General features: G+C 45.9%; 16 protein-coding genes, 1 tRNA gene and 1 pseudogene. 11 read left to right on the top strand and 7 right to left on the bottom strand.

All coding sequences use genetic code 11. The features are described 5' to 3' along the window. From ACN0T0_RS14100 to ACN0T0_RS14090, 3 genes and pseudogenes are all read left to right on the top strand, one after another. Positions 1-396, top strand: a pseudogene (locus tag ACN0T0_RS14100) (restriction endonuclease subunit R); the annotation flags it as partial. Next, positions 396-1,142 (top strand): M48 family metallopeptidase, encoded by a 747-nt coding sequence (locus ACN0T0_RS14095; RefSeq protein ID WP_417227128.1) that lies wholly within the window; start codon positions 396-398, stop codon positions 1,140-1,142. The pseudogene ACN0T0_RS14100 and the gene ACN0T0_RS14095, both read left to right, overlap by 1 nt. A gap of 1,442 nt (positions 1,143-2,584) precedes the next feature. Then, the gene (locus ACN0T0_RS14090; RefSeq protein WP_417227126.1) at positions 2,585-4,843 is read left to right on the top strand and encodes an ankyrin repeat domain-containing protein; all 2,259 of its coding nucleotides are present in this window, start codon (positions 2,585-2,587) and stop codon (positions 4,841-4,843) included. Positions 4,844-4,896: 53 nt separating this feature from the next. Here the strand turns inward: ACN0T0_RS14090 and ACN0T0_RS14085 are convergent, their stop codons facing one another. Continuing rightward, positions 4,897-5,091, bottom strand: coding sequence for an AlpA family transcriptional regulator (locus ACN0T0_RS14085; protein WP_417227134.1), 195 nt, complete (start codon positions 5,089-5,091; stop codon positions 4,897-4,899). A gap of 476 nt (positions 5,092-5,567) precedes the next feature. On the opposite strand from ACN0T0_RS14085, the gene radC reads away from it, so the two are divergent. Beyond that, positions 5,568-6,044, top strand: a complete 477-nt coding sequence (radC, locus tag ACN0T0_RS14080) for a RadC family protein (protein ID WP_417227124.1) — start codon at positions 5,568-5,570, stop codon at positions 6,042-6,044. Positions 6,045-6,186: 142 nt separating this feature from the next. Next, the gene (locus ACN0T0_RS14075) at positions 6,187-6,747 is read left to right on the top strand and encodes a tyrosine-type recombinase/integrase (RefSeq protein ID WP_417227122.1); all 561 of its coding nucleotides are present in this window, start codon (positions 6,187-6,189) and stop codon (positions 6,745-6,747) included. Positions 6,748-6,785: 38 nt separating this feature from the next. On the opposite strand, the gene ACN0T0_RS14070 is transcribed toward ACN0T0_RS14075, so the two are convergent. Further along, positions 6,786-7,421 (bottom strand): inovirus Gp2 family protein, encoded by a 636-nt coding sequence (locus ACN0T0_RS14070; protein WP_417227120.1) that lies wholly within the window; start codon positions 7,419-7,421, stop codon positions 6,786-6,788. Positions 7,422-7,569: 148 nt separating this feature from the next. Further along, on the bottom strand, positions 7,570-8,883 hold the full coding sequence (locus ACN0T0_RS14065) for a hypothetical protein (RefSeq protein WP_417227118.1): 1,314 nt from the start codon (positions 8,881-8,883) through the stop codon (positions 7,570-7,572). Between the two features lie 151 nt (positions 8,884-9,034). Here ACN0T0_RS14065 and ACN0T0_RS14060 point away from each other — a divergent pair, with 151 nt between their 5' ends. Further along, positions 9,035-9,751: a hypothetical protein gene (locus tag ACN0T0_RS14060; protein WP_417227116.1), complete on the top strand. Its 717-nt coding sequence runs from the start codon at positions 9,035-9,037 to the stop codon at positions 9,749-9,751. Between the two features lie 229 nt (positions 9,752-9,980). On the opposite strand, the gene ACN0T0_RS14055 is transcribed toward ACN0T0_RS14060, so the two are convergent. Further along, complete coding sequence (locus ACN0T0_RS14055; protein ID WP_417227114.1) at positions 9,981-11,198, bottom strand: tyrosine-type recombinase/integrase; 1,218 nt, start codon at positions 11,196-11,198, stop codon at positions 9,981-9,983. A 235-nt stretch (positions 11,199-11,433) separates the two neighbouring features. Beyond that, on the bottom strand, positions 11,434-12,297 hold the full coding sequence (locus ACN0T0_RS14050) for a YicC/YloC family endoribonuclease (protein ID WP_417227112.1): 864 nt from the start codon (positions 12,295-12,297) through the stop codon (positions 11,434-11,436). A 138-nt stretch (positions 12,298-12,435) separates the two neighbouring features. Between ACN0T0_RS14050 and rph the strand changes: the two genes are divergently transcribed. Next, a complete protein-coding gene (gene rph, locus ACN0T0_RS14045) occupies positions 12,436-13,203 on the top strand; it encodes a ribonuclease PH (RefSeq protein ID WP_417227110.1) in 768 nt (255 codons plus the stop codon). Positions 13,204-13,278: 75 nt separating this feature from the next. Here the strand turns inward: rph and ACN0T0_RS14040 are convergent, their stop codons facing one another. Beyond that, the gene (locus ACN0T0_RS14040) at positions 13,279-14,046 is read right to left on the bottom strand and encodes an exodeoxyribonuclease III (protein WP_215953443.1); all 768 of its coding nucleotides are present in this window, start codon (positions 14,044-14,046) and stop codon (positions 13,279-13,281) included. Between the two features lie 196 nt (positions 14,047-14,242). Between ACN0T0_RS14040 and pyrE the strand changes: the two genes are divergently transcribed. The 4 genes from pyrE (at position 14,243) to ACN0T0_RS14020 (ending at position 18,080) form a co-directional block, all read left to right on the top strand. Then, a complete protein-coding gene (gene pyrE / locus ACN0T0_RS14035; protein ID WP_417227107.1) occupies positions 14,243-14,884 on the top strand; it encodes an orotate phosphoribosyltransferase in 642 nt (213 codons plus the stop codon). 98 nt (positions 14,885-14,982) lie between these two features. Continuing rightward, positions 14,983-15,058, top strand: a tRNA-Phe gene (locus tag ACN0T0_RS14030). A gap of 854 nt (positions 15,059-15,912) precedes the next feature. Then, entirely contained in the window at positions 15,913-16,629 is a 717-nt protein-coding gene (locus tag ACN0T0_RS14025) for an outer membrane protein OmpK (RefSeq protein WP_417227105.1), read from the top strand. A gap of 53 nt (positions 16,630-16,682) precedes the next feature. Then, positions 16,683-18,080, top strand: a complete 1,398-nt coding sequence (locus ACN0T0_RS14020; protein WP_417227103.1) for a uracil-xanthine permease family protein — start codon at positions 16,683-16,685, stop codon at positions 18,078-18,080. 110 nt (positions 18,081-18,190) lie between these two features. On the opposite strand, the gene ggt is transcribed toward ACN0T0_RS14020, so the two are convergent. Beyond that, complete coding sequence (gene ggt / locus ACN0T0_RS14015) at positions 18,191-19,939, bottom strand: gamma-glutamyltransferase (RefSeq protein ID WP_417227101.1); 1,749 nt, start codon at positions 19,937-19,939, stop codon at positions 18,191-18,193. Positions 19,940-20,003: the final 64 nt, after the last annotated feature.

The raw sequence follows: 20,003 nt of genomic DNA, 5'->3' as shown, positions 1-20,003 counted from the left end.
GAATATCTCAACCGAGTGATTGATATTCGTAACAAAGTGGCCACGAAGCAGCATGATGATATGCCTGATTGCATTCGAGAAAACGACGAGGCATGTGCCTACTTTGGCTTGATTAAGCCGCAGTTTCAGCAAGTAGCAACACTCAACGAGTTAGATGATGCTCAACTTGATGCCATTGCGGCACAAACATCGTTAGCAATCCAAGAGATCATTGATGCTCATTGGAAGGTCGATTTTGGGGACGATGCCGACGCTCAAAAAACGGCGATGAATGATATTGACGATTTTCTTTATGACGAAGTCAAAGAGCAGTACGGCGTGACGCTGAGCTTAGAGCAAATGGATGAAATCATTGAGAAAACCATGCAAGTTGCGAAGCACCGGAGGCATTCTTGATGTCGTCAACCATCAAGCAGGCCGAGATACCAACGGCAAATGCTGAAAGGCTAGCCGTTGTATACGGAGGGGGGGAAATCCCCTTCCAGCTGGCTTTTTCTAAACGCAAGTCGCTGGAAATATCAGTTCACCCTGATAAATCAGTTTTTGTGAAAGCCCCTGAAGGCACCGACCGTGAGGCCATTGAAGCTAAGGTGAAGAAGCGTGCTCGGTGGATCAAGCGCCAAATTCGCTACTTTGACCAGTTTGACCCAAGAACTCCTTCTCGCAAATACGTAAGTGGTGAAAGCCATTTGTATCTTGGTAAGAAGTATCGGCTAAAAATTGAAGTAGGCACTGACAACGGTGTAGCGCTGAAAGCGGGCTTTTTTTGGGTAACGTCTGCCAATGGTAAACCAGACCATGTGGAGTCGCTACTGAGTGATTGGTATCGAGAAAAGGCCGATTTTCATTTAAACAAGGTATTTTCGGATTGTTGGGAGAAGTTCACACATTCAGATGACAACAAGCCAACCATTAAAATAATGCAACTCAAAAAACGCTGGGGCAGTCTATCAAAAAGCGGAACGCTGACCTTAAACCGCGACTTAATTAAGGCACCGAAAGAGTGCATTGAGTACGTGATCATTCATGAACTGTGCCACCTAGAGCACCACAACCACGGCCCTGAGTTTTATCGTTTGCTCGAACGCTCTCTACCAGATTGGGTGAAGCGAAAACATAAACTGGAAATGGCACTGATATGATTCATAGAAGTTATTAAGGGACAAACCAGACTTCTCTGTACTCGCCTACGCTTTCATGGGCGTTGTAAAAGCGCGCCCACATCGATTCCAAAGAGCGGATTGAATATCCGCCTGACTCAGGTTATCAATAGATTTAAGTTTTGAACTGTTATAGATCTCTATCCGGTTTCCACGCATGAATAGGAAACTATTGCCAACAATCATAGAAAAACGGACGCTCAACACACAGACCATTCGGATAACCGAGAGCTGGCAAGTGTGCGCCAGCATGAAAGAGAACCGCTCTGTTTTTAGTTTTTCGCAAAGTAGCTACATCCGCCTTTTTTATGATTTCGAGTTCCTCCGCCTGCTCGGCAACTCAGGCTCGCGTGCGCTGACACTGAGCTTTTGTTAGGATGCTGCCGCCCGCCAGTTATAGCACTGCGACTCATAAATGCGAGCTCTGGGGCTGCTGAAACGACGCTCTTTAAGGCTTATGACTTTAATTCTGAACACTACCGAATTCCTGAGGAGTACTGTTTACGTTTGACCTTGGATTTCATTGTTCTCCTCATTAAGTGATTTTACTCGCTTAGTTCGGTGTCCATAAATAGTCGGGCGGATCACTATGGGATATTCAATAACATCTTAAATTAATTCGATGTTGACTGCGCTATAGCCCTTTTCTGTTTCTATCAACTCACAATGCAAGCGCAGTCTTTTCCGGATTTTCGCCTTTCTATCTTCAACGTGCCGATAGAGGGATAATGCGGGATCCTCCAGGCCGAGGCTTATACGAGTTATAACCTTGCCGTTCAACCCAGAATCATACGATTGGGTTGCTTGGGGGGTCATGGGCGGAAAGCTCATGCTTACCTTTTTTCCTTCAAATGCTTAAATAACCTTTTGTTATTTATGATGATTTAAAAATATATTTTTTTTCGCCACCGGCCCAGCCGACTTGTAGTTTGGGATTCATTATTGTGTGGACAACCCAATAAGGGTTCATCACTTAAAGGAGATAAACATGACCCAACCTACATCAAATAGCGGTAATCGCGGTTCATCAAGTCACCCGGGTACCGGTGGTAATTGGCCTAGCACGACGGGAAAACCATCAGGGGGTGGTCGTGGGAACGCGACACCAAAAGGGAAATAGCGTTTGAGATAGGCCTCTTGGTTTAAATCACAACAATGAACAAGTGGTGAGGCTGCTTGATAAGTAGCCCCACCATCCCACTGTGAAGGCGAGCAGATGAAAAAATTTAGTCATAACAAAGAGATAAATAGTAAAGTACGAGAGCTAATACAGCAGGGGTGGTCTTACCGCTCCGGCAAGAAGCATCCATCAGTTATATCACCTGATGGCTGGAGACTTATCATTCCTTCAACCCCCAGTGACAGGCGTGCTTTCTACAATTTCTGTCGTGACGTTAGACGCGTAATGAACAAAGGAGTGTTTTATGCAATCTAAAAGTAATTTTCCATATCCGACGCTTATCGAAATTATTCGATCATTCGTAAAGCATCTCGATTTGAAAGGTGCTAACAAAGCCCTGGATGATAAGGCTTTAGACAGAACTATAGATTACCGTCAAATAGAGAAGCTTATAAATGAATCAATCACTAAACCAATCAATAAATACATGGGCCCAGACGCTGCTGACCTGATTACCGAAGCATTCTACGAAAATCTGTCAGACTACATAAAGATAGTAAGTAACATCCCTGCAGATGGTGTATCCCGGGCTCAAATGATCCCGGTACTTTTGCGATACTTCTTTAAATATCATGTGGTCAAGTTACTGAACAAAATATCAGATCAATTTGATGGACCTAGTCCAGTCACTTTGCTTTCACCAAATGATCAAGCGGTCACCATAACGCTTAACTGGATTCAGAGGAATGAATATAGCTGGGAAAGCTATCTGCATAACTTAGATAAAGAGCAGCAGGATAGAATTTCAGCTTGGTCTAGAGGTGACGACTTACCTTCATGTCAGTACCTGCTTTTGCTACAGTGCTGGTCTAAAGGCCCTTGGCCAGAATATATCAATTGGCCACGCGTCAGACTTTTGTTACTTATTGCTCGTGCTATCGAATCGTTAAAACGAGATGAATCCATGAGCGATTTTATAGAAAACGTTCGACTTGCTCTATGGAACTCAAACGATGCATCTGATCTCTTACAAGAAATTGAGAGCGCACAACGAAAAGCTAGGAGAGAATACGCGGAAATTTATCAAAGCATTGCCAAAATACAACACCGCTGTATGCGAACAATTCCTAAGAGTGGCCAAGACCGGGACTTATTGAGAGGATGTATTGATGAAGCAAGAGCTTATTTCAACAGAACTAACTATTGGTTAGACTGGATGGATGCGCGTTGGCATGTATTTTCGGGAAACCTAGAAAAAGCTGATGAGTTATACCGGAAGGCCTTTAGCGATTGCCTCTATCGGGCAGGCGAGAATCAGAAGGCGATTATTGAAGAAGCGATAGTCATTGCTGCCAGTGTGGAGTCTCCCAATAAAGTATTTCTGAAACATCTGAAGTGGGCCAATACTACATTTGGGTATGATCTCCCATCAATCTCGAGCAAACAACCATCTAACAAGTTCTCCGACAACATCGAGGACTGGGAAGTCGATGTTTGGAAAGCAAGCTTTAGCACTGTATTTCCTGCAGAAGGTTTCTTCCCTGATTTCAGTATTGATGTTAAAGAGTTAAGAAAAGGGCCTTTACTTCTTTCGAGTCTAGAGTTGGTACAGCCTGATTATCGGAATCCTAACCGTAAAATAAAGGTGGGCGATACTTGGAAAAAATCTATGCCTCAACTGGTGTGGTTTTTGATGCAGGAAAATTACGAGGTTGTAGCGAAGTTGGTCAATAATGGCGCCAGTGCGAATGTATTTTCAGATGCTGGAGATACACCAATTTTAATGGCTCTGGGGTCATTGAATGTTGTCGATGTCCCATATAAATCACTAGATGATCGTTTTTTTTATTTGATTAGTGAACTAGAACATAATCACAAAACCATAAATCAAAGAACGCAGAAGCGGCGCTTATTACCGATTACGTCTGCTGTAGAAACAGCCCGTTTTGATGTGGTGGAAAAAGTCCTTAAGTTGGGAGCAGACCCTAACGGCCGAGGTGAGACTGACGAACAAACTGCCTTGAATTTATGCATGAAATGGCTAGGTGCTGCCAAAGACCCGGATCGCTTTTGGCACAATCAGGAAACTATGCCTATTACACCAGAGGTTTTAGATTCAATTAGAAGATATGGTGCCGGTTTGACAGGGTTTACTCTTGAGCAACAACAGTCCTTTATGATTAATTCCAAGGGAGATCCGCTATATGCAAAGTGCATTGATATCATTCAAAAGATGAAAATGGACAGAGTGAGGGAACGAATATTATTAGAGAATATGCGAAAGATAGCTAAATTGTTGATTGATTATGGTGCAGACACTAACGCCGAGCACGCGAGCCCCTTAAAAGGTTATACGCCTCTGATGCTTGCCGCAGAACTCAACGAAAGGGAGCTGTTCGAGTATATGCTAATAAAAGGCGGAAATCCTGCTAAGCATTACGTAGACCCAAGATCAGGGAAGAAGGTTGATTGTTGGGAAATTGCCAAGCATTTCAAGTCAAAAGCTGTTCAGAAGGTTCTTAATGATATTAAGCACCACTTCCCATCATCAATAGCGCATTGATAGGCATTTTTATAGTGCGTTCTTGCAAAGTCTTTTAGTGAGGAGCTTGAAAATCAAGCTCCTCTGCCAAGGTCCCTCTGTTCAATCTTATCTAGAATCCAGTCTTGAACCTCACTTTCCACCCAGGCAACTGCTCGCTCACTCAATGAAACGGGCTTAGGAAAGATCCCCTCAGAAATGTACTTGTAGATGGTAGAGCGGGCTAAGCCTGTGGTGTCCATTACAGCTTTCAGTTTGATTAATCTCATGACGTGTTCCTCGTTATCGTTCATAAGATGAATTCCGTTTGTAAAAATTAAGAGTCCATGACGAAACCGCTGAATCTCAAACGTTCTGAAAGCCTATATAACGTTTATGCAATGACTACATTAGTCACTGTTGAGAGCTGGCTAAGCAGCTTTTTGTTGCAGCTCATCATCAATCTGATCATGTATAGGAGGTTTTTATGCCTTTGATTTTTATCGCAGGTTTTTGTGTCGGGGTAGGGATCTATCGTGCTCTAAAGGAGGAATGCGATGTTTGCTATTTTGGCAGCTAAGCCTGTCGTTCAGATATTCGTATTAGGGGTGATTGCCGGGTACAACTGGGCAAGAGGTGAAGGGCTTTAGTTAGGCTCCTGAATATAACGTTAGTAGGTCTAAACAGAGGGGGCTTCGGCCCCCTCTGTTTTTCTGATTGTGAATTAAATAGATATGATTGATAGCAAAATCGCAGGAGGTGCTTCATGCACAATGAAAAGCTAATGAGCTATGTAACAGATGGTCCACTCACAAAGCATCAGGTTTTGGAAAAGGCTTCTTCAATATTGGCGGAACAGCTAGTTAACTCTGACGCGTACTGTAATCCTGATAAGACAAAGGCTTATCTTGAGTTTAAATTGGCTCATTATGAGCGAGAAGTGTTTGGCGTGATGCTGCTCGATAACCGACATTGCTTAATCGACTACCAAGAGCTTTTCTTCGGCACTATCAACAGCGCGAGCATCTATCCACGAGAGGTTGTGAAGGCCGTATTGAAAGAGAACGCAGCTGCCGTGATCTTTGCTCACAATCATCCGTCAGGCGTTGCGGAGCCATCTCAAGCGGATAAGCAGATAACTGATAGGTTGGTGGATGCTCTTAAGTTGATAGATGTAAAAGTGCTCGATCATATTGTTGTTGGCCATGAGAGTGTTTCTTTTGCTGAACGAGGCTTGCTTTAGACGCTTACTGTCAGGGGATCCTATTCAGGTTCCCATTTTAGTCTTTTGGGAACTTGCAAACCCTTACCACATGGGGCTTTGCAGGAATCCTCCTCTCTGAGGTACTCGAAATACTCATTTCAATCGAAAAAAGGAACACGCTATGGCTGAAGTTCAAGCGGTCAAAGATACTGACACCATCAAGTTGATTAGCCACCTTCTGGAAATTCGTCATAGTAAGCAGATGTCGGATATTTGGAATATCGGGATCAACTTGGCGTTGCGTATCTCTGATTTGTTATCGATTAAGTTTACAGATGTTGAAGCAAATCGACTGACTATCCAGGAGTCTAAGACGGGTAAGACCGCTAGCATTCTTCTAAATGCTAAATCGGAGGAAATCATTCAGCGTATTCGTGAAGAGCATCCTACGCATATCTATCTTTTCCAGTCTTACCGAAATAAGCAGGCGATAAACCGGGTAGCTCAGCCTTTGTCTAGGCGGGCGGTGAGCAAAGCATTTGCCGCTATAGGTGAAGAGCTGAATATCCCACTAGGCACACACTCCATGAGAAAGACCAGGGGGTATCATCTCTATCAGGCAACAAAGGATATTGCTCGGGTAATGAAAATGCTTAGGCACAGCTCTGAGGGCGTTACGCTGAGATATATAGGGATTACTCAGCAGGAGGTGGATAAAGACTTCAGGGATTTAGTCTTGTGATCAATGGCGGGTATATACCCGCCAACCAATCTGCTTTCCTACCGACGGCTGCAGCCAAATGAGCGGAACCCATCTCCATACTGCTTCGTTTCTTTTTTTGCCAAATAGCTGGCCCGAAATATGAGGTCTTCAAATACTTGCCCATATTCCCATCCGAGCTCGTTCCTATTGAGACGATACAGAGGATTTTCAGGGAAATGTACGAGATGCTTAAATGTTTCAAAGTCTACTCTAAGAGCATTTGTCCAAGCTCTAGAGATCCTATTAGCAAGATTGGCACCAATAGAATTATATCTCCCTAAATATGCATAATGGTCTTTGTTTAGCAGAATCAATACATGGTAGTGGTCTCTGTGCTCTTTGCTTTGCTCTTTGGCCCAGGCATATCTCAAAGTCTTTTCATCTTTTATGTTTCGTCTCATCAAATCGGCATCGATCTGGGCATCTAGTGAACTAAAAAACCTAGATATCACCTTGGAATCGGTATCTGCAAAGTAAGAAGGACTGTCATTGCTTGAATGGACTTTAGAATCTTTTTCTAGAGCAGGCAGCCTCAAGTCGACTCGAATAGCTATAGTTCTAGGGTACTGGCAAATGGCTTTATCAATTGTTGTTTTAATCTTATCTAAGTATCTCATGTTCAAAGGACCATGATTGTTTATCAGCTTACACATACATCTACTCCTATGAAGTTGTCATAGGAATGGCAGTGCTTATATTTTTTTACTTACATAATATTACTATACCAACACTGAATGATGCGGTGGCTTGAAGCCAAGACCTTATGGTTCCAGGCATTCACTTATGTGAATGTGGGTCAATTCACTCTGGAATTAAGCTCTTCGCTGAGGATGTCCTACGAGGTTTTGTTAAAAGGCCATATGAGTATTTGTCATGTAGGGTCATTTCGGCTTCCTCAATTGGCTTGCCTTCTGATATGAACCAGTGGTTAGGCCCTTTTGATTTTTTCTTTGAGTGAAGCTCAACTGTTCTGAATCCGAAGTGCTCGGGATCTGGGAGTATCACATGATTCATTTCTTCGTAGTCTATTTCTTTTGCGGTCCTAAACTGATTATTAGCAATGTTCTTGGCAGCCATAAATGCGATATTGTGGAGCAGTTTAGCTAAGGTATTCCACACATCAGCAGCATTGCTGTCTGCCTCATTGGTCTTTCTTGAGCTAGGAAGCACATCGCTTCGGATTTTTTTTATTAGCTCATTATCCGTCAAGTTATCTGCAAATAAATTCCGCCAATGCTTAGAAAGACAATATGAAGCATATTCGTTTATCTTTAGTATAAAGAAAAGCTTGAATCCATGAGTCGGCTTCTGAGAGAAATAGTGCGCCAGTTTTTCATGATCCTCGTGTGTCATCCCAGCTTTTGCCAACCATTCTGGAGTCTCCCGGTCAGTCTTGTCAGGCTGTTGATTCATCTCACGATACAATTTAATAAGCACGATATCGAGGTGCATATCTTCGTAAAATAATATTGTTCCTTGCGATGCGCTTTCAGTTCGGATTTTTGTCAAATTTAAGAAATATGCTCCGACTCCAGCCCCAAATAACAAGCTATTAGTTCCACCTGGTACATAGGATCGGATGAATCCCTTATCTAATAGCTTACCTATCTGAGCTTTCAGCAGGTCATCGCTCATTCCGGTAAGCTTTCGTAAGTTAGAGCGGCCAAGAGTTCTGACTACGCCGCTCTCATCTGCATGAGCGAGCATTACTGCAAGCAATAATTTATTTGAGATTTGGAGGGATTGGCAATCACTCTTTTTATACTGATTGAGCTCACTATGAAACATTTCAATTATTAGTGATTTATGGTGCTGGCTACACAGAGGATGCTGTTGTTGCTCTAACATCTCTACCAACTTGGTCGAACAGCCATAATACCATTTGGGGCGACCTCGCACCGAGGGCATCTCTCCTCGAGTAAAAAAATCATTTTCAACTAAAAAATTAGTGGCTTTAGTTATCTCAGAAGTTGAGATGCCAAGTGTAACAGAAAGTTCTTTTACCAGCTTTTGGACTGGATCGTTAACACCAAACTCACGTACAAACGCAGCTAGGAAGTACTTCGTTTTTGGACGTGCTTCCTTCAGCTCTAACGCTAATAACTTCATAAACATGATGCATTACCCTATGGGGATGAGTGTTATTTTTAGTATTATATCCTCAGTTTAACCCCTAGGTTAAATCTAATATACGTGACATGTAACGTTACATGTCACGCTGTTATGCTATCATCCCTCTAGGTCAAATATTATCGAAGAGCCAAGTATGGATGAGCGTAACAAGTTAACTCAGTGGATAGATTTAAATGATCAAATAATGTGTCAGTGGGTTATGACATATCTAAAAAAGGCAAAAAGAAATCACTATCCATCCCCGGTACTTATGCCGGAGCCCAGCAATCGTGAAGCCAATTCATTTGTTAGATACATCATTAATAGTTTTGACGATACTCCTGCTAACAGGGAGCTTATTTCGAGGATGAGATCTGCTTGGAGGCAAGAGCGCTATAGAAGGGCAAATAAAGCGAAGTCAAAAGAGCAATATAGTTTTGTGCTAAGTAGACATGTCAGTAAGGAACTCGACAACTTATCCAAACATGTTGATCGTCCACGTAACGAGACCTTGGCGCTTTTGATCTCTAAGCAATATGAGGTGGTAAGGGATCGACTACACCAGGCGAAAGAGGATCGTGCGAAATTAAAATTGAAGAAAAATCAGGATCTCGCTCGTATTAGAAATCAAGAACTTATGAATAAGCTTACGGACGTTAAACCAGCAGAAGAACTCCGACTGGCGCTAGAAGAGCGAGATAAGCTTCAAGAACGATATGATCAATTAGCCAATGAATTCGAGCAGTTGCATTCAAAGATAGAGAACCAATCTTGTGTAGATAAGGGCGCTGGCGAATCAGCTCAGGAAAATCAGCATGAAGGAAAAAGAGAGGTAAAAATGATAACTTTAAAGAGAAAGAATACAAAATAAGCTCGAATCCAATCTGCACTTGAATATTACATCTGTGCTATCACTGCATATCAGAGACATGAAGGTACATCAGTAAATATTAAGCTGAGTTATCCAAATGGAGACCGGAAGTCTTTGTATAGGTAAGGAAAGCGTTAAACAGTCTCCAATCTTGTTGTATAGTCCGACAACTTTTGTATACCTGTATTGCTGGGCAATAAAAGAATAAGACTGAGAGACTGTTCAAAATTCAGGCATTAATCAGAGGCTCAACTGCTGTGGCAACTTGATTCAGAGCTATCTTGCGCTCATCAAAGTAATCATACCTGTCATAGATGCCTTCGACTCCCTTCAGCTTGTGATTTAAACATCGCTCGGCAACATGCCCCGGCACGCCTAGGGCTGCTAGTAGGCTTCGGCAAGTCCGGCGTAAATCATGGACGGTAAAGTGCTCTAATTCTCCCATGTGATTAGGTGGCTGAAGTTTCCTGCCAGGCTCCCGACCAAATAGCTTTGAAATGGCTCTATTGAGGGTATCGCTTCCCATGTGAGGACGCTTGCTGGTCCGTCTGCTAGGAAACACATACTCAGACCCGCAAGCTCGAACTTTAAGCTCTCTAAGCCACTCAATGGCTTGTGGGGGGAGAGGGATAGTGATGGCTACGCCAGACTTGCTGCGCTCGGCAGGAAGCGCCCAGAGGCTCTTATCTAGATCAAATTCGGTCCACTTCGATTCCGTTAGCTCACTCTTGCGTACACCAAGCACGACGAGAAGAGCACAAGCTAAGTAGTTATCACGAGTAAAGTTATCTCGGTGATCTCTGAAAACCTGAAATACATGCGCTAACTCATCAAGGGTCAGCATTCTTATGCGGCTTTTTTCCACTCCACCAGCATCGTTAACATTGAAGGCGGAAGCCGGGTTGTATGTGATAAGACCTAACTTAATACCATGATTAAACAGTTGTTTTAGATACATAAGCGTATCGTTAGCAATCGAGGGTCTATTACTCTCGGCGATCTTTTGTATTATAGATCGCACATCCATTGGGGATACTTTGTTTAGAGGGTGTCGTCCAATTTGTGGCGCTATTTCTTTGATGAAAATACGTTTGGGGATGTTCGGATGCTTGAGCCTATTCACAAGCCCTTGATGCCAGTCGGTAAAGAGATCTTCTACTGTATTAATAACGGCCTGTTCTTCGCGTTTTCTTTCAGCAATCGGATCTTCTCCGCTTCTGATTTTCTTTTTGAATTCTTCAGCGGCTGTTCTTGCCTCTGCCAGTGTCAGGTGAGAATGCTTGCCAAGGGTGAGGGCTCTGCGCTTCTTATGTTGGGTATATCTGAGCATCCAGTAAGGCGCACCACTTTTAGGTATCATTAGATACAGCCCTCCACTATCTCCATAGCGTCCAGGTTCTGATTTTTTAATGATGCTTTGTACTTCCTTGACCGTCAGTTTACCCACGTTTTCCTCTTTATCGGCTCATGTCCGGTTAATTATCTCAAACGTTGTGCGCTTTTGGGTGGGTAGTATATGTGAATTTTTGAGTAAAAAGCAATTGAAGGTCTAAGTCTCTACCCAGTTTACTACCCGTAAATCTATGGCTTTAGGTGTATCTCTATAGACGTTAGTGGATTATTAAAAATAAAAAGCCTTGTAATAACAAGGCTTAATGTTCTTTTGTGGATATTGGTGGATCTTACTCAATATTCTGAATCTGTTCTCTCATCTGCTCAATTAAAACCTTAAGCTCTACCGCACTCTGAGTGGTGTCGGTCACGATGGATTTGGATGATAAGGTGTTGGCTTCGCGGTTGAGCTCCTGCATTAGGAAGTCTAAGCGACGGCCTATCGGGCCTTTGGATTTGAGGACGCGTTTGACTTCCTGTACATGGGTATTGAGGCGATCCATCTCTTCGTCGACATCGGCTTTTTGCGCGAGGATGACCATCTCTTGTTCTACGCGGCTTTGATCGAGGTCTGCTTTAAACTCTTCTAATCGAGCCTTTAGATTGTCTCGCTGGGCCTGCAGGATGCCCGGTAGTTTACTGCGCACATCGACGACGATCTCGGTGATAGTGTCGAGGCGTTGATCAATAAGGGCTGCCAGTTCTACGCCTTCGCGGTCGCGGCTTTCGATCAGTTCATCGAGGGCGGTGTGGAAAAGGCTGAGGGCGGCTTTTTTAACGGCATCCATATCGAGGCTGGTGTCTTGCAGTACGCCGGGCCAGCGGAGTAGGTCCATGGTGTCGATCGGTTTTGAAACCTGCAGTAGGTTTTCCATTTGTTGCGCGGCGTCTAGCAGTTCTCGGGCAAAAGCTTCATTGACGGTTAAGGTCTGGGATTGGGCCTCTGCGACAAAGCGCAGGGTGCATTCAACTTTCCCGCGACTCAACTTTTTACGCAGCGCTTCCCTTAGAGGGCCTTCAATTTCACGCAGACTTTCGGGCAGGCGTAGGTGCGGCTCGAGATAGCGGTGGTTGACTGAGCGGACTTCCCAAATCAAGCTGCCCCATTCATGTTGCGCTTCCTGGCGGGCAAAAGCGGTCATGCTACGTGTCATATTGTCTGTTCTCGTTTAGAATGCAGGTTTCGTTGTCGACACTGAACCGGTGCCGGCGAGTTTACGCTTTATTCTAACAGCCCTCGATCGCTTCCTCTATGCGTCCGGTCCGGGGTTCCGAACAGGATCCTTAAGTTCATGAGTTCAACAATTTCAGATCAGTTGCAAAACCTTGGCGTCACGACGTTTCGTCCGAGCAATCGTGAGGCGGATCAGATGCGTGAAGTCCGTATCACTCGTCATTTCACCAAGCATGCAGAGGGTTCCGTGCTGGTGGAGTTTGGTGATACCAAAGTGATCTGCACCGCGTCTGTTGAGCGGGGCGTGCCGCGCTTTCTGCGAGGCTCAGGTTCTGGTTGGGTCACAGCGGAATACGGTATGTTGCCACGGGCCACCGGTAGCCGTAATGGCCGGGAAGCGGTGCGAGGCCAGCAAGGTGGTCGTACGGTTGAAATTCAGCGCTTGATTGGCCGTTCTTTACGGGCCTGTATGGATCTTAAAAAACTGGGTGAGAATACCATCACTATCGACTGTGATGTGATTCAGGCCGATGGCGGTACGCGTACGGCGTCTATTACCGGTGCCTATGTGGCGCTGCGTGACGCGATCAGCTTTCTTAAGAAAGATAAGCATGGCGCAATGAAAGGCGATCCGATTAAGTGTGGTTTGGCGGCTATCTCCGTGGGTGTGTATAAAGGTCAGCCGGTGCTGGATCTGGACTATGCTGAAGATTCCTCTGCCGAAACCGATATGAATGTGATCATGACCAGCAAAGGTGGTTTTGTCGAGGTGCAGGGCACCGCTGAAGGCGAGCCTTATTCACAGGATGAGCTGAATGCTATGCTGGAACTGGCGAAGAAAGGTATCTCTGAATTGTGCGAGATGCAGGAGAAAGCACTAGCCTAATAGGTTAGGGCGTAAAAAAGGGAGCCTCGGCTCCCTTTTTTCATGCTTGTTTATCGAGCTTCGGTTTAAACGACCTTAGAGATCGTAATCAATAATCAGCGGTGCGTGTGCAGAAAACACTTGCCCGCGATAGATCGAGGCGGACTTGATGGTTTTACGCAGGTTAGCGGTGGTAATCTGATAATCTAGGCGGGCGCCTTCATTGAGTTCGCGGGCCTTGTTGTAGTCCGGCCACCAGGTGTGCTGCTGATCAACGCGGTTGACCTGTCGGAAGGCATCGACATAACCCATATCGCCAAACAGCTCTTCTACCCATTCGCGCTCTTGTGGCAAAAATCCGGATACTTTCTGGTTTACATACCAGTTGCTTAGATCTTGCGGTTTATGGGCAATCAGTAACGGGCCGCAGAAAATGAATTCACGACGTTTACGCAGGGTCTTTGTGAAGTGGCCCTTGAGTAGCTGCAGATATTCCTCTTTAGCCTGTTGTGCTTCAGCACTTTTAAGGCCAGAGGGCACGCTGAAGGAGGCGACACTGACGTTGTCGAAGTCTGCCTGTATAAAGCGGCCATGGAAGTCGCATTGCTCAAAGCCAAGGCCGGTCATGATGGCTTTTGGCATCACCCGGGTATAGATGGCGACACCGCTATAGCCATCTTCAAATGCATCGAAGAAGTAAGCTTCATAGCCATCCGGATGATAGCGCTTATCATCCAGTTGATAGTCTTTGGCACGCAGGTCCTGAAGGCATACTACATCAGCATCCTGTTCAACCATCCATTGGAAGAATCCGTTATCTGTAGCCTGCTCAATACCCTGAGTATTGAATGTAATGACGCGCATAGCTTATAAACCTGTGAAAAACGCAATTTGTAGCGAAAGGCGCATTGTACTGGGTGTTTAAGGAAATTTAAATCTAAAGCGCGGACTATTAATCTCAGGATGGGTAAATCAGAGTTTAATATTGTTCACAATGGAGGGGCAGGAAGAAACCCTGTATTATACGGCCAATTTTTAAACAGCGTTGCGGAGAGCCCATATGCAGGACTATCAGAGAGAGTTTATCGAGTTCGCGATTGATAAAGAGGTGTTGCGATTCGGCGAGTTCACCCTGAAATCGGGCCGTACTAGCCCTTATTTCTTTAATGCTGGGTTATTTAACAGTGGCGCTGCTCTTGCCCGTCTAGGTAAATGCTATGCAGCGGCGATTCAGCAGTCGGGTATTGAGTATGATGTGATGCTTGGGCCAGCTTACAAGGGCATTCCTTTGGCGGCGGCGACCTGTGTTGCGCTGGCCACCGAATTTGGTCAGGATGTGCCCTATGTGTTTAACCGTAAAGAAGCCAAGACCCACGGCGAAGGCGGTAATCTGGTGGGCGCTCCTTTGGAGGGCCGTGTACTGATTATTGATGATGTGATTACGGCGGGTACGGCGATTCGTGAAGTGATGGATTTGATTGCTAAGGCCGGCGCTACTCCCGCGGGAACGGTGATCGCACTGAATCGTCAGGAAAAGGGTAAAGGTGAATTGTCTGCCATTCAGGAAGTCGAGCGTGATTATAATATGCCGGTTGCCAGTATTGTGTCGCTCAATGACCTGCTGACCTATCTGAGTGAGAAGGGCGGTATGGACGAGCAGATAGCCGCTATTTCGGCGTATCGCTCACAATATGGCATCTGATCGATTACTGATTGATCAATAACGAAATATTTTTAAGGTGTGTGAGTAATTCGGTTGATTTTTTTTAGCTGGCCGTGTTTAATACGCCTCTCTTGTGTGCCCGGATAGCTCAGTCGGTAGAGCAGAGGATTGAAAATCCTCGTGTCCTTGGTTCGATTCCGAGTCCGGGCACCATTTATACTTTTAAGCCTTGCAGTCAAATGCAGGGCTTTTTTGTGTCTGGAATATCGCAGCTCGGAACACGAACCTGGTTCGATTATTCGTCGCTCCTCACCCTTTGGGCCATCGTCAAAGAGCGACGATGTTGTTATGGCCTGCGGCCATTGCTCCGGCTCCGGGCACCATTTATTTAGTTAAAAGAGCCTCACTCATCTTGTAAAAAGAGAGCTGGGGCTTTTTTACGTCTGGACTATCGCAGCTCGGAACACGAACCGGTTCGATTATTCGTCGCTACGCTTCTCTCCCTTCGGGCCATCGTCAAAGGGCGACGATGTTGTTATGGCCTGCGGCCATCGCTCCGAGTCCGGGCACCATTTATTTAGTTAAAAGAGCCTCACTCATCTTGTAAAAAGAGAGCTGGGGCTTTTTTACGTCTGGAATATCGCAGCTCGGAACACGAACCTGTTCGATTATTCGTCTCTACGCTTCTCTCCCTTCGGGCCATCGCTCCGAGTTGGGCACCATTTTTTCTCAGCCTTGTGTCAAATTAAGTACCTTGGTGATTTAAGGCTCTCAAATAGTCAATAAAGTTGTATACAATAATGATTGATTATTGTGTTGGTTTTCGCACTAAAAGTAATCATTTTTGAAGATAGGTTGAAGGCGTTGCCTTGTAATGAGGCACGAAATTTTTCCAGTAAACGATCGTTTGAATAAAATTTATCCTATTTAACTCGCTGTTTTAAAACACTATCTATTTCGTTTCTTAATTTTTCTGACCACTTGGCCAGCTTTTTGCTGAAGTAGGGTAAAGGGTTCTGTCACGCAGTCCGATAATTAAATAATGAAAGAATGGGATGATGATCACTATGAAACGTAAACTCGCATTGGCCGCTCTAACCGCAAGTGCTTTTATCGCTACTCCCGCATCCGCCGAGATGCTGTGGACCAATACCAGCCTGAGTTACTTGAAAGGCGATGATTACAAGTTTACCCCTACCGGTAATATGGATGTGGTAACACTGGAAAATGCTACCGGCCATAACTGGGGTGATACCTTCCTCTTTGTTGACCGCACCATGCCTGAAGACGGCGACAGCAGTTTTTATGGTGAGTTTTCACCACGTTTGAGCTTGAGTTATGCCACCGGGAGTGATCTTTCTTTTGGTTTTATTAAAGATGTTTATCTGGCGGGTACTTGGGAAGCGGGTGATGGTTTTGATAATAACCTTTATGGTCTGAGTGTTAACTTGGATGTGCCTGGGTTCAGATATTTCACCGCTAGTGTGTATAAAGCCCATAACGATTTGTCGGATAACGATGAGCAGCTAACGTTGACCTGGGCATACCCGATTGAAGCGGGCAATCAAGAGTTTCTGATTGATGGTTTCCTTGATTGGAGCACGAGCAGTGACACTAACGAATCTGAGATGAACTTTACGCCGCAGCTTAAATGGAATGCTGGAAAAAACATGGGGCTGAAATCGCCTCTTTATGTCGGGGTTGAGTATGCCTATTGGAACAATAAATACGGTAGCACTATCGATGAGCGTAACGCTTCATTACTGCTGAAATGGCATTTCTGATCGTTCATCGTATTGTTGCGGGCGGCATGTCCCGCAACGCATAAGGAGGTCTTATGTCTACACAGAACTCGAATGATTTGATCTACGCACTGGACGCTAAACCCGGTGTTTTAGAATCAGGTTTCGCTGCGTTGCAGCATGTGCTGGCCAGCTTTATTGGTATTATCACACCGACACTGATTATCGGTGGTGTGCTTGGGTTAGGCGAGCATGTGCCTTACCTGATTAGTATGGCGTTGATGGTATCCGGTGTGGGGACGATTATTCAGGCTCGTCGTCCATTAGGCATGGGCGCTGGGATGATCTGCGTGCAGGGAACTAGCTTTGCTTTTCTAAGTTCGGTGCTCGCGGCCGGGTTTATTGCCAAAGGACAGGGCGGTGGCCCAGAAGAGATTCTAGCGCTGATTTTTGGTGTGTGTTTGCTCGGCGCGTTTATTGAGATTTTTCTCAGCCAGTTTATCCATAAGCTTAAACGTATTATTACCCCGTTAGTTACCGGTATTGTGATTACTATTATTGGTGCCAGTCTAATTAAAGTGGGTATGACCGATCTGGCCGGTGGTTTTAAAGCGAAAGATTTCGGTGATCCGGCCAACTTGATGCTTGGCGGGATTGTGTTGGTGAGTATTATTGCACTAAACCGTTCCAGTAATAGCTGGATCCGTTTGTCATCGATCGTGATTGGCTTGGCGATCGGTATGGTCATTGCCGGATTTATGGGCAAAATTAGTTTCGCTTCGTTGAGTAGCTTGCCCGTGATCAGCATTCCGGTACCGTTTAAGTATGGTTTTGCTTTTGATTGGAGTGCTTTCTTACCGATTGCGTTGATCTATATGATTACCGCCATTGAATCGACCGGGGATATCACTGCCAACTGCATGGTCTCCAAACAGCCGATCGCGGGGGACGACTATATTGCGCGGGTTCGCGGTGGCGTGTTTGCCGATGGCTTTAACTCTCTGTTGGCGGCGGTGTTTAATACCTTTCCAAACACCACCTTTAGTCAGAATAACGGTGTGATTCAATTAACCGGTGTTGCCAGTCGGTATATTGCGCTGTATATCGGCGCTATTTTGCTGTTGCTCGGATTGTTTCCAATGATTGGCGGTATCTTGCAGCAGATTCCTAAGCCCGTCTTAGGTGGTGCGACCTTGGTGATGTTTGGTACGGTGGCAGCGGCGGGGATCAAAATTATTGCATCGGAACACCTTGATCGCCGTAAGCTGCTGATTATGGCTGTGGCGTTTGGTATGGGGTTAGGTGTTAGCATGACGCCAGGTCTGCTGGATCAACTGCCGAAGATGGTGCAAAGCGTGTTTGGTTCGCCGATTACGACCGGCGGTATGGCAGCGATTATTCTAAGTTTGCTTTTGCCAGAGGAGCTGGGCGAAAAGGAAGCGGTTGCTGAAGCGTCGACTGTTAGCGATTTGAGCGCTGCACAGATCGACTAAATACTGGCGTTGAGTGATATTGGCCAATAAAACACCGCGTTGATCGCGGTGTTTTTGTGTGTTAGGTCGAGTGATTAGTTGAAAAGAATCTGACGTAACCGTGTGCGGTATTAATCACCCATTGCTGTGCCTTCTCGGCGGGGATCGACGGCACTTCGCCACGAGCCATCAGGCTGTCGGAAAAAACCATGCAGGCCGCTGTTTTGGTCTTTCACTTTGATTTGGTGTCCTAGGGCTTGTAAGGGGGCAGCGAGTGTTTCTGCGAGAGTGCCCGCTTCCAGCTCGGTCACGCCGTTGCGGTTAACCACATGGGGGCTATTGAAGGCCTCTTGTAGGCTGAGGTCTGTGCTGAGTTTAAGGTACAGATTTTTCGCAACATAGCTGATGATACGGCTGCCACCGGGAGAGCCAAGGGCGGCAACTAGCTGGTTATCCTGATCAAACACCATCATGGGCGACATCGAACTACGGGGGCGTTTATTGGCTTGCACCCGGTTGGCGACCAGTTTGCCATCTTTCTCGGCGATAAAGGAAAAGTCGGTCAGTTGATTGTTGAGTAAGAAGCCACCGGCCATCAGGGTTGAGCCGAAGGCCATTTCGATACTGCTGGTGATCGATACGGCATTGCCCCACTTGTCGACAATGACAAAGTGGCTGGTGGAGGGGAGTTCAGGGGAGCGGTCGTCGGCCTGGCTGATCGTTTTTGGCAGCTCGCCGGGGCTGGCTTGACCCATATCTTTAAGTGGGCTGATCAGTTGGCTACGCTGTTGCAAATAGGTTTCGTCTAGCAGGGCGTCAACGGGCACATCGACAAAGTCGCTGTCGGCCAGAAAACGGGCGCGATCGGCATAGGCGAGCCGACTTGCTTGGGTTAGCAGATGATAAAAAGCTACGCTGTCCGGTTGTTGTGGCTGTGATTCCGCCAGTTCCATGAGTTTAATAATTTGTAGGGTTGTCACACCGCCGGAGGTTGGTGGAGGAAAGCCGCAAACGCGATATTGCCGAAAGGGTCGGCAGATGGCTTGCCGTGCGACCGGTCGATAGTTTTGTAGATCACTTAGTTGTAGCTTGCCGGGGTTATCGGTGGCTTGCTTAACGGCGGCAATCACCTGTTCCCCAATAGGGCCTTGATATAACGCTGAGGCGCCCTGCTGAGCAATTTGACGCAGCGAGTTTGCTAGTGCCGGATTGGTGAGACGATGACCCACCGGCAGGGGTTCTCCCTTAGAGGTAAAGAAATAATCATGGGCTGCAGGGTAGCGCCCTAATCCTGGGTTGATATTAGATGCGAGTAATTTGTGTAGCCTGGGGCTGACGTTGAAACCTGATTCTGATGTTTTAATTGCCTCATCGAACAGTGAGGCCCAAGGCTGTTTACCGTATTGCTGCTGACTAAGTTCTAACATGGCGAGCACGCCGGGTGTGCCAACGGAACGGCCACCGACCATCGCATCCCACCAACTCATCGGTGTCCCCTCTGCGGTTAAAAATAGGTTTTCGTCGGCAGCAGCAGGAGCTGTTTCACGACCGTCAAAGGCGGTGAGTTGTTGCTGACTGTTATCCCAATAGAGCATAAAAGCGCCACCACCGATGCCTGAAGACTGAGGCTCTACCAGTGTCAGCATCGCCTGAACCGCCACGGCGGCATCGGCTGCACTGCCGCCGCGCTGCAACACTTTATAACCCGCCTGTGTGGCCAGAGGGTGCGCGGTCACTACCAATTGATGCTTCGCTAAGATGGGTTTCTGGTTTAGCGTACCGGTAGCGGATTCCGGTGCTAGATCCTCATTGATGGCGTAGGTTAAGGATGAAAAGAGGGCAAGGGTTGCGAAGATGACCGAGAGAGATGATGTACGCATAACTATAGTCCTGCAGCGCCTGTCGCTGATAGTCGGGTAGGGTGTGAAATGATATTAAAGCAGA

The sequence above is a fragment of the Amphritea sp. genome (assembly GCF_048266285.1).
Classification (GTDB): Bacteria; Pseudomonadota; Gammaproteobacteria; order Pseudomonadales; family Balneatricaceae; genus Amphritea.
The sequence above is the reverse complement of the archived record's forward strand: the minus strand, read 5'-3'. Positions and strand labels throughout refer to the sequence as shown.

Excerpts from the sequence above, each read along its gene's own strand:
- ACN0T0_RS14095 (WP_417227128.1), top strand. The coding sequence starts at position 396 with ATGTCGTCAACCATCAAGCAGGCCGAGATACCAACGGCAAATGCTGAA.
- ggt (WP_417227101.1), bottom strand. The coding sequence starts at position 19,939 with ATGCGTACATCATCTCTCTCGGTCATCTTCGCAACCCTTGCCCTCTTT.
- ACN0T0_RS14025 (WP_417227105.1), top strand. The coding sequence starts at position 15,913 with ATGAAACGTAAACTCGCATTGGCCGCTCTAACCGCAAGTGCTTTTATC.
- ACN0T0_RS14085 (WP_417227134.1), bottom strand. The coding sequence starts at position 5,091 with ATGAGATTAATCAAACTGAAAGCTGTAATGGACACCACAGGCTTAGCC.
- ACN0T0_RS14040 (WP_215953443.1), bottom strand. The coding sequence starts at position 14,046 with ATGCGCGTCATTACATTCAATACTCAGGGTATTGAGCAGGCTACAGAT.
- ACN0T0_RS14065 (WP_417227118.1), bottom strand. The coding sequence starts at position 8,883 with ATGTTTATGAAGTTATTAGCGTTAGAGCTGAAGGAAGCACGTCCAAAA.
- ACN0T0_RS14060 (WP_417227116.1), top strand. The coding sequence starts at position 9,035 with ATGGATGAGCGTAACAAGTTAACTCAGTGGATAGATTTAAATGATCAA.
- ACN0T0_RS14070 (WP_417227120.1), bottom strand. The coding sequence starts at position 7,421 with ATGTGTAAGCTGATAAACAATCATGGTCCTTTGAACATGAGATACTTA.
- pyrE (WP_417227107.1), top strand. The coding sequence starts at position 14,243 with ATGCAGGACTATCAGAGAGAGTTTATCGAGTTCGCGATTGATAAAGAG.
- ACN0T0_RS14020 (WP_417227103.1), top strand. The coding sequence starts at position 16,683 with ATGTCTACACAGAACTCGAATGATTTGATCTACGCACTGGACGCTAAA.
- ACN0T0_RS14075 (WP_417227122.1), top strand. The coding sequence starts at position 6,187 with ATGGCTGAAGTTCAAGCGGTCAAAGATACTGACACCATCAAGTTGATT.
- ACN0T0_RS14050 (WP_417227112.1), bottom strand. The coding sequence starts at position 12,297 with ATGACACGTAGCATGACCGCTTTTGCCCGCCAGGAAGCGCAACATGAA.
- rph (WP_417227110.1), top strand. The coding sequence starts at position 12,436 with ATGAGTTCAACAATTTCAGATCAGTTGCAAAACCTTGGCGTCACGACG.
- ACN0T0_RS14090 (WP_417227126.1), top strand. The coding sequence starts at position 2,585 with ATGCAATCTAAAAGTAATTTTCCATATCCGACGCTTATCGAAATTATT.
- radC (WP_417227124.1), top strand. The coding sequence starts at position 5,568 with ATGCACAATGAAAAGCTAATGAGCTATGTAACAGATGGTCCACTCACA.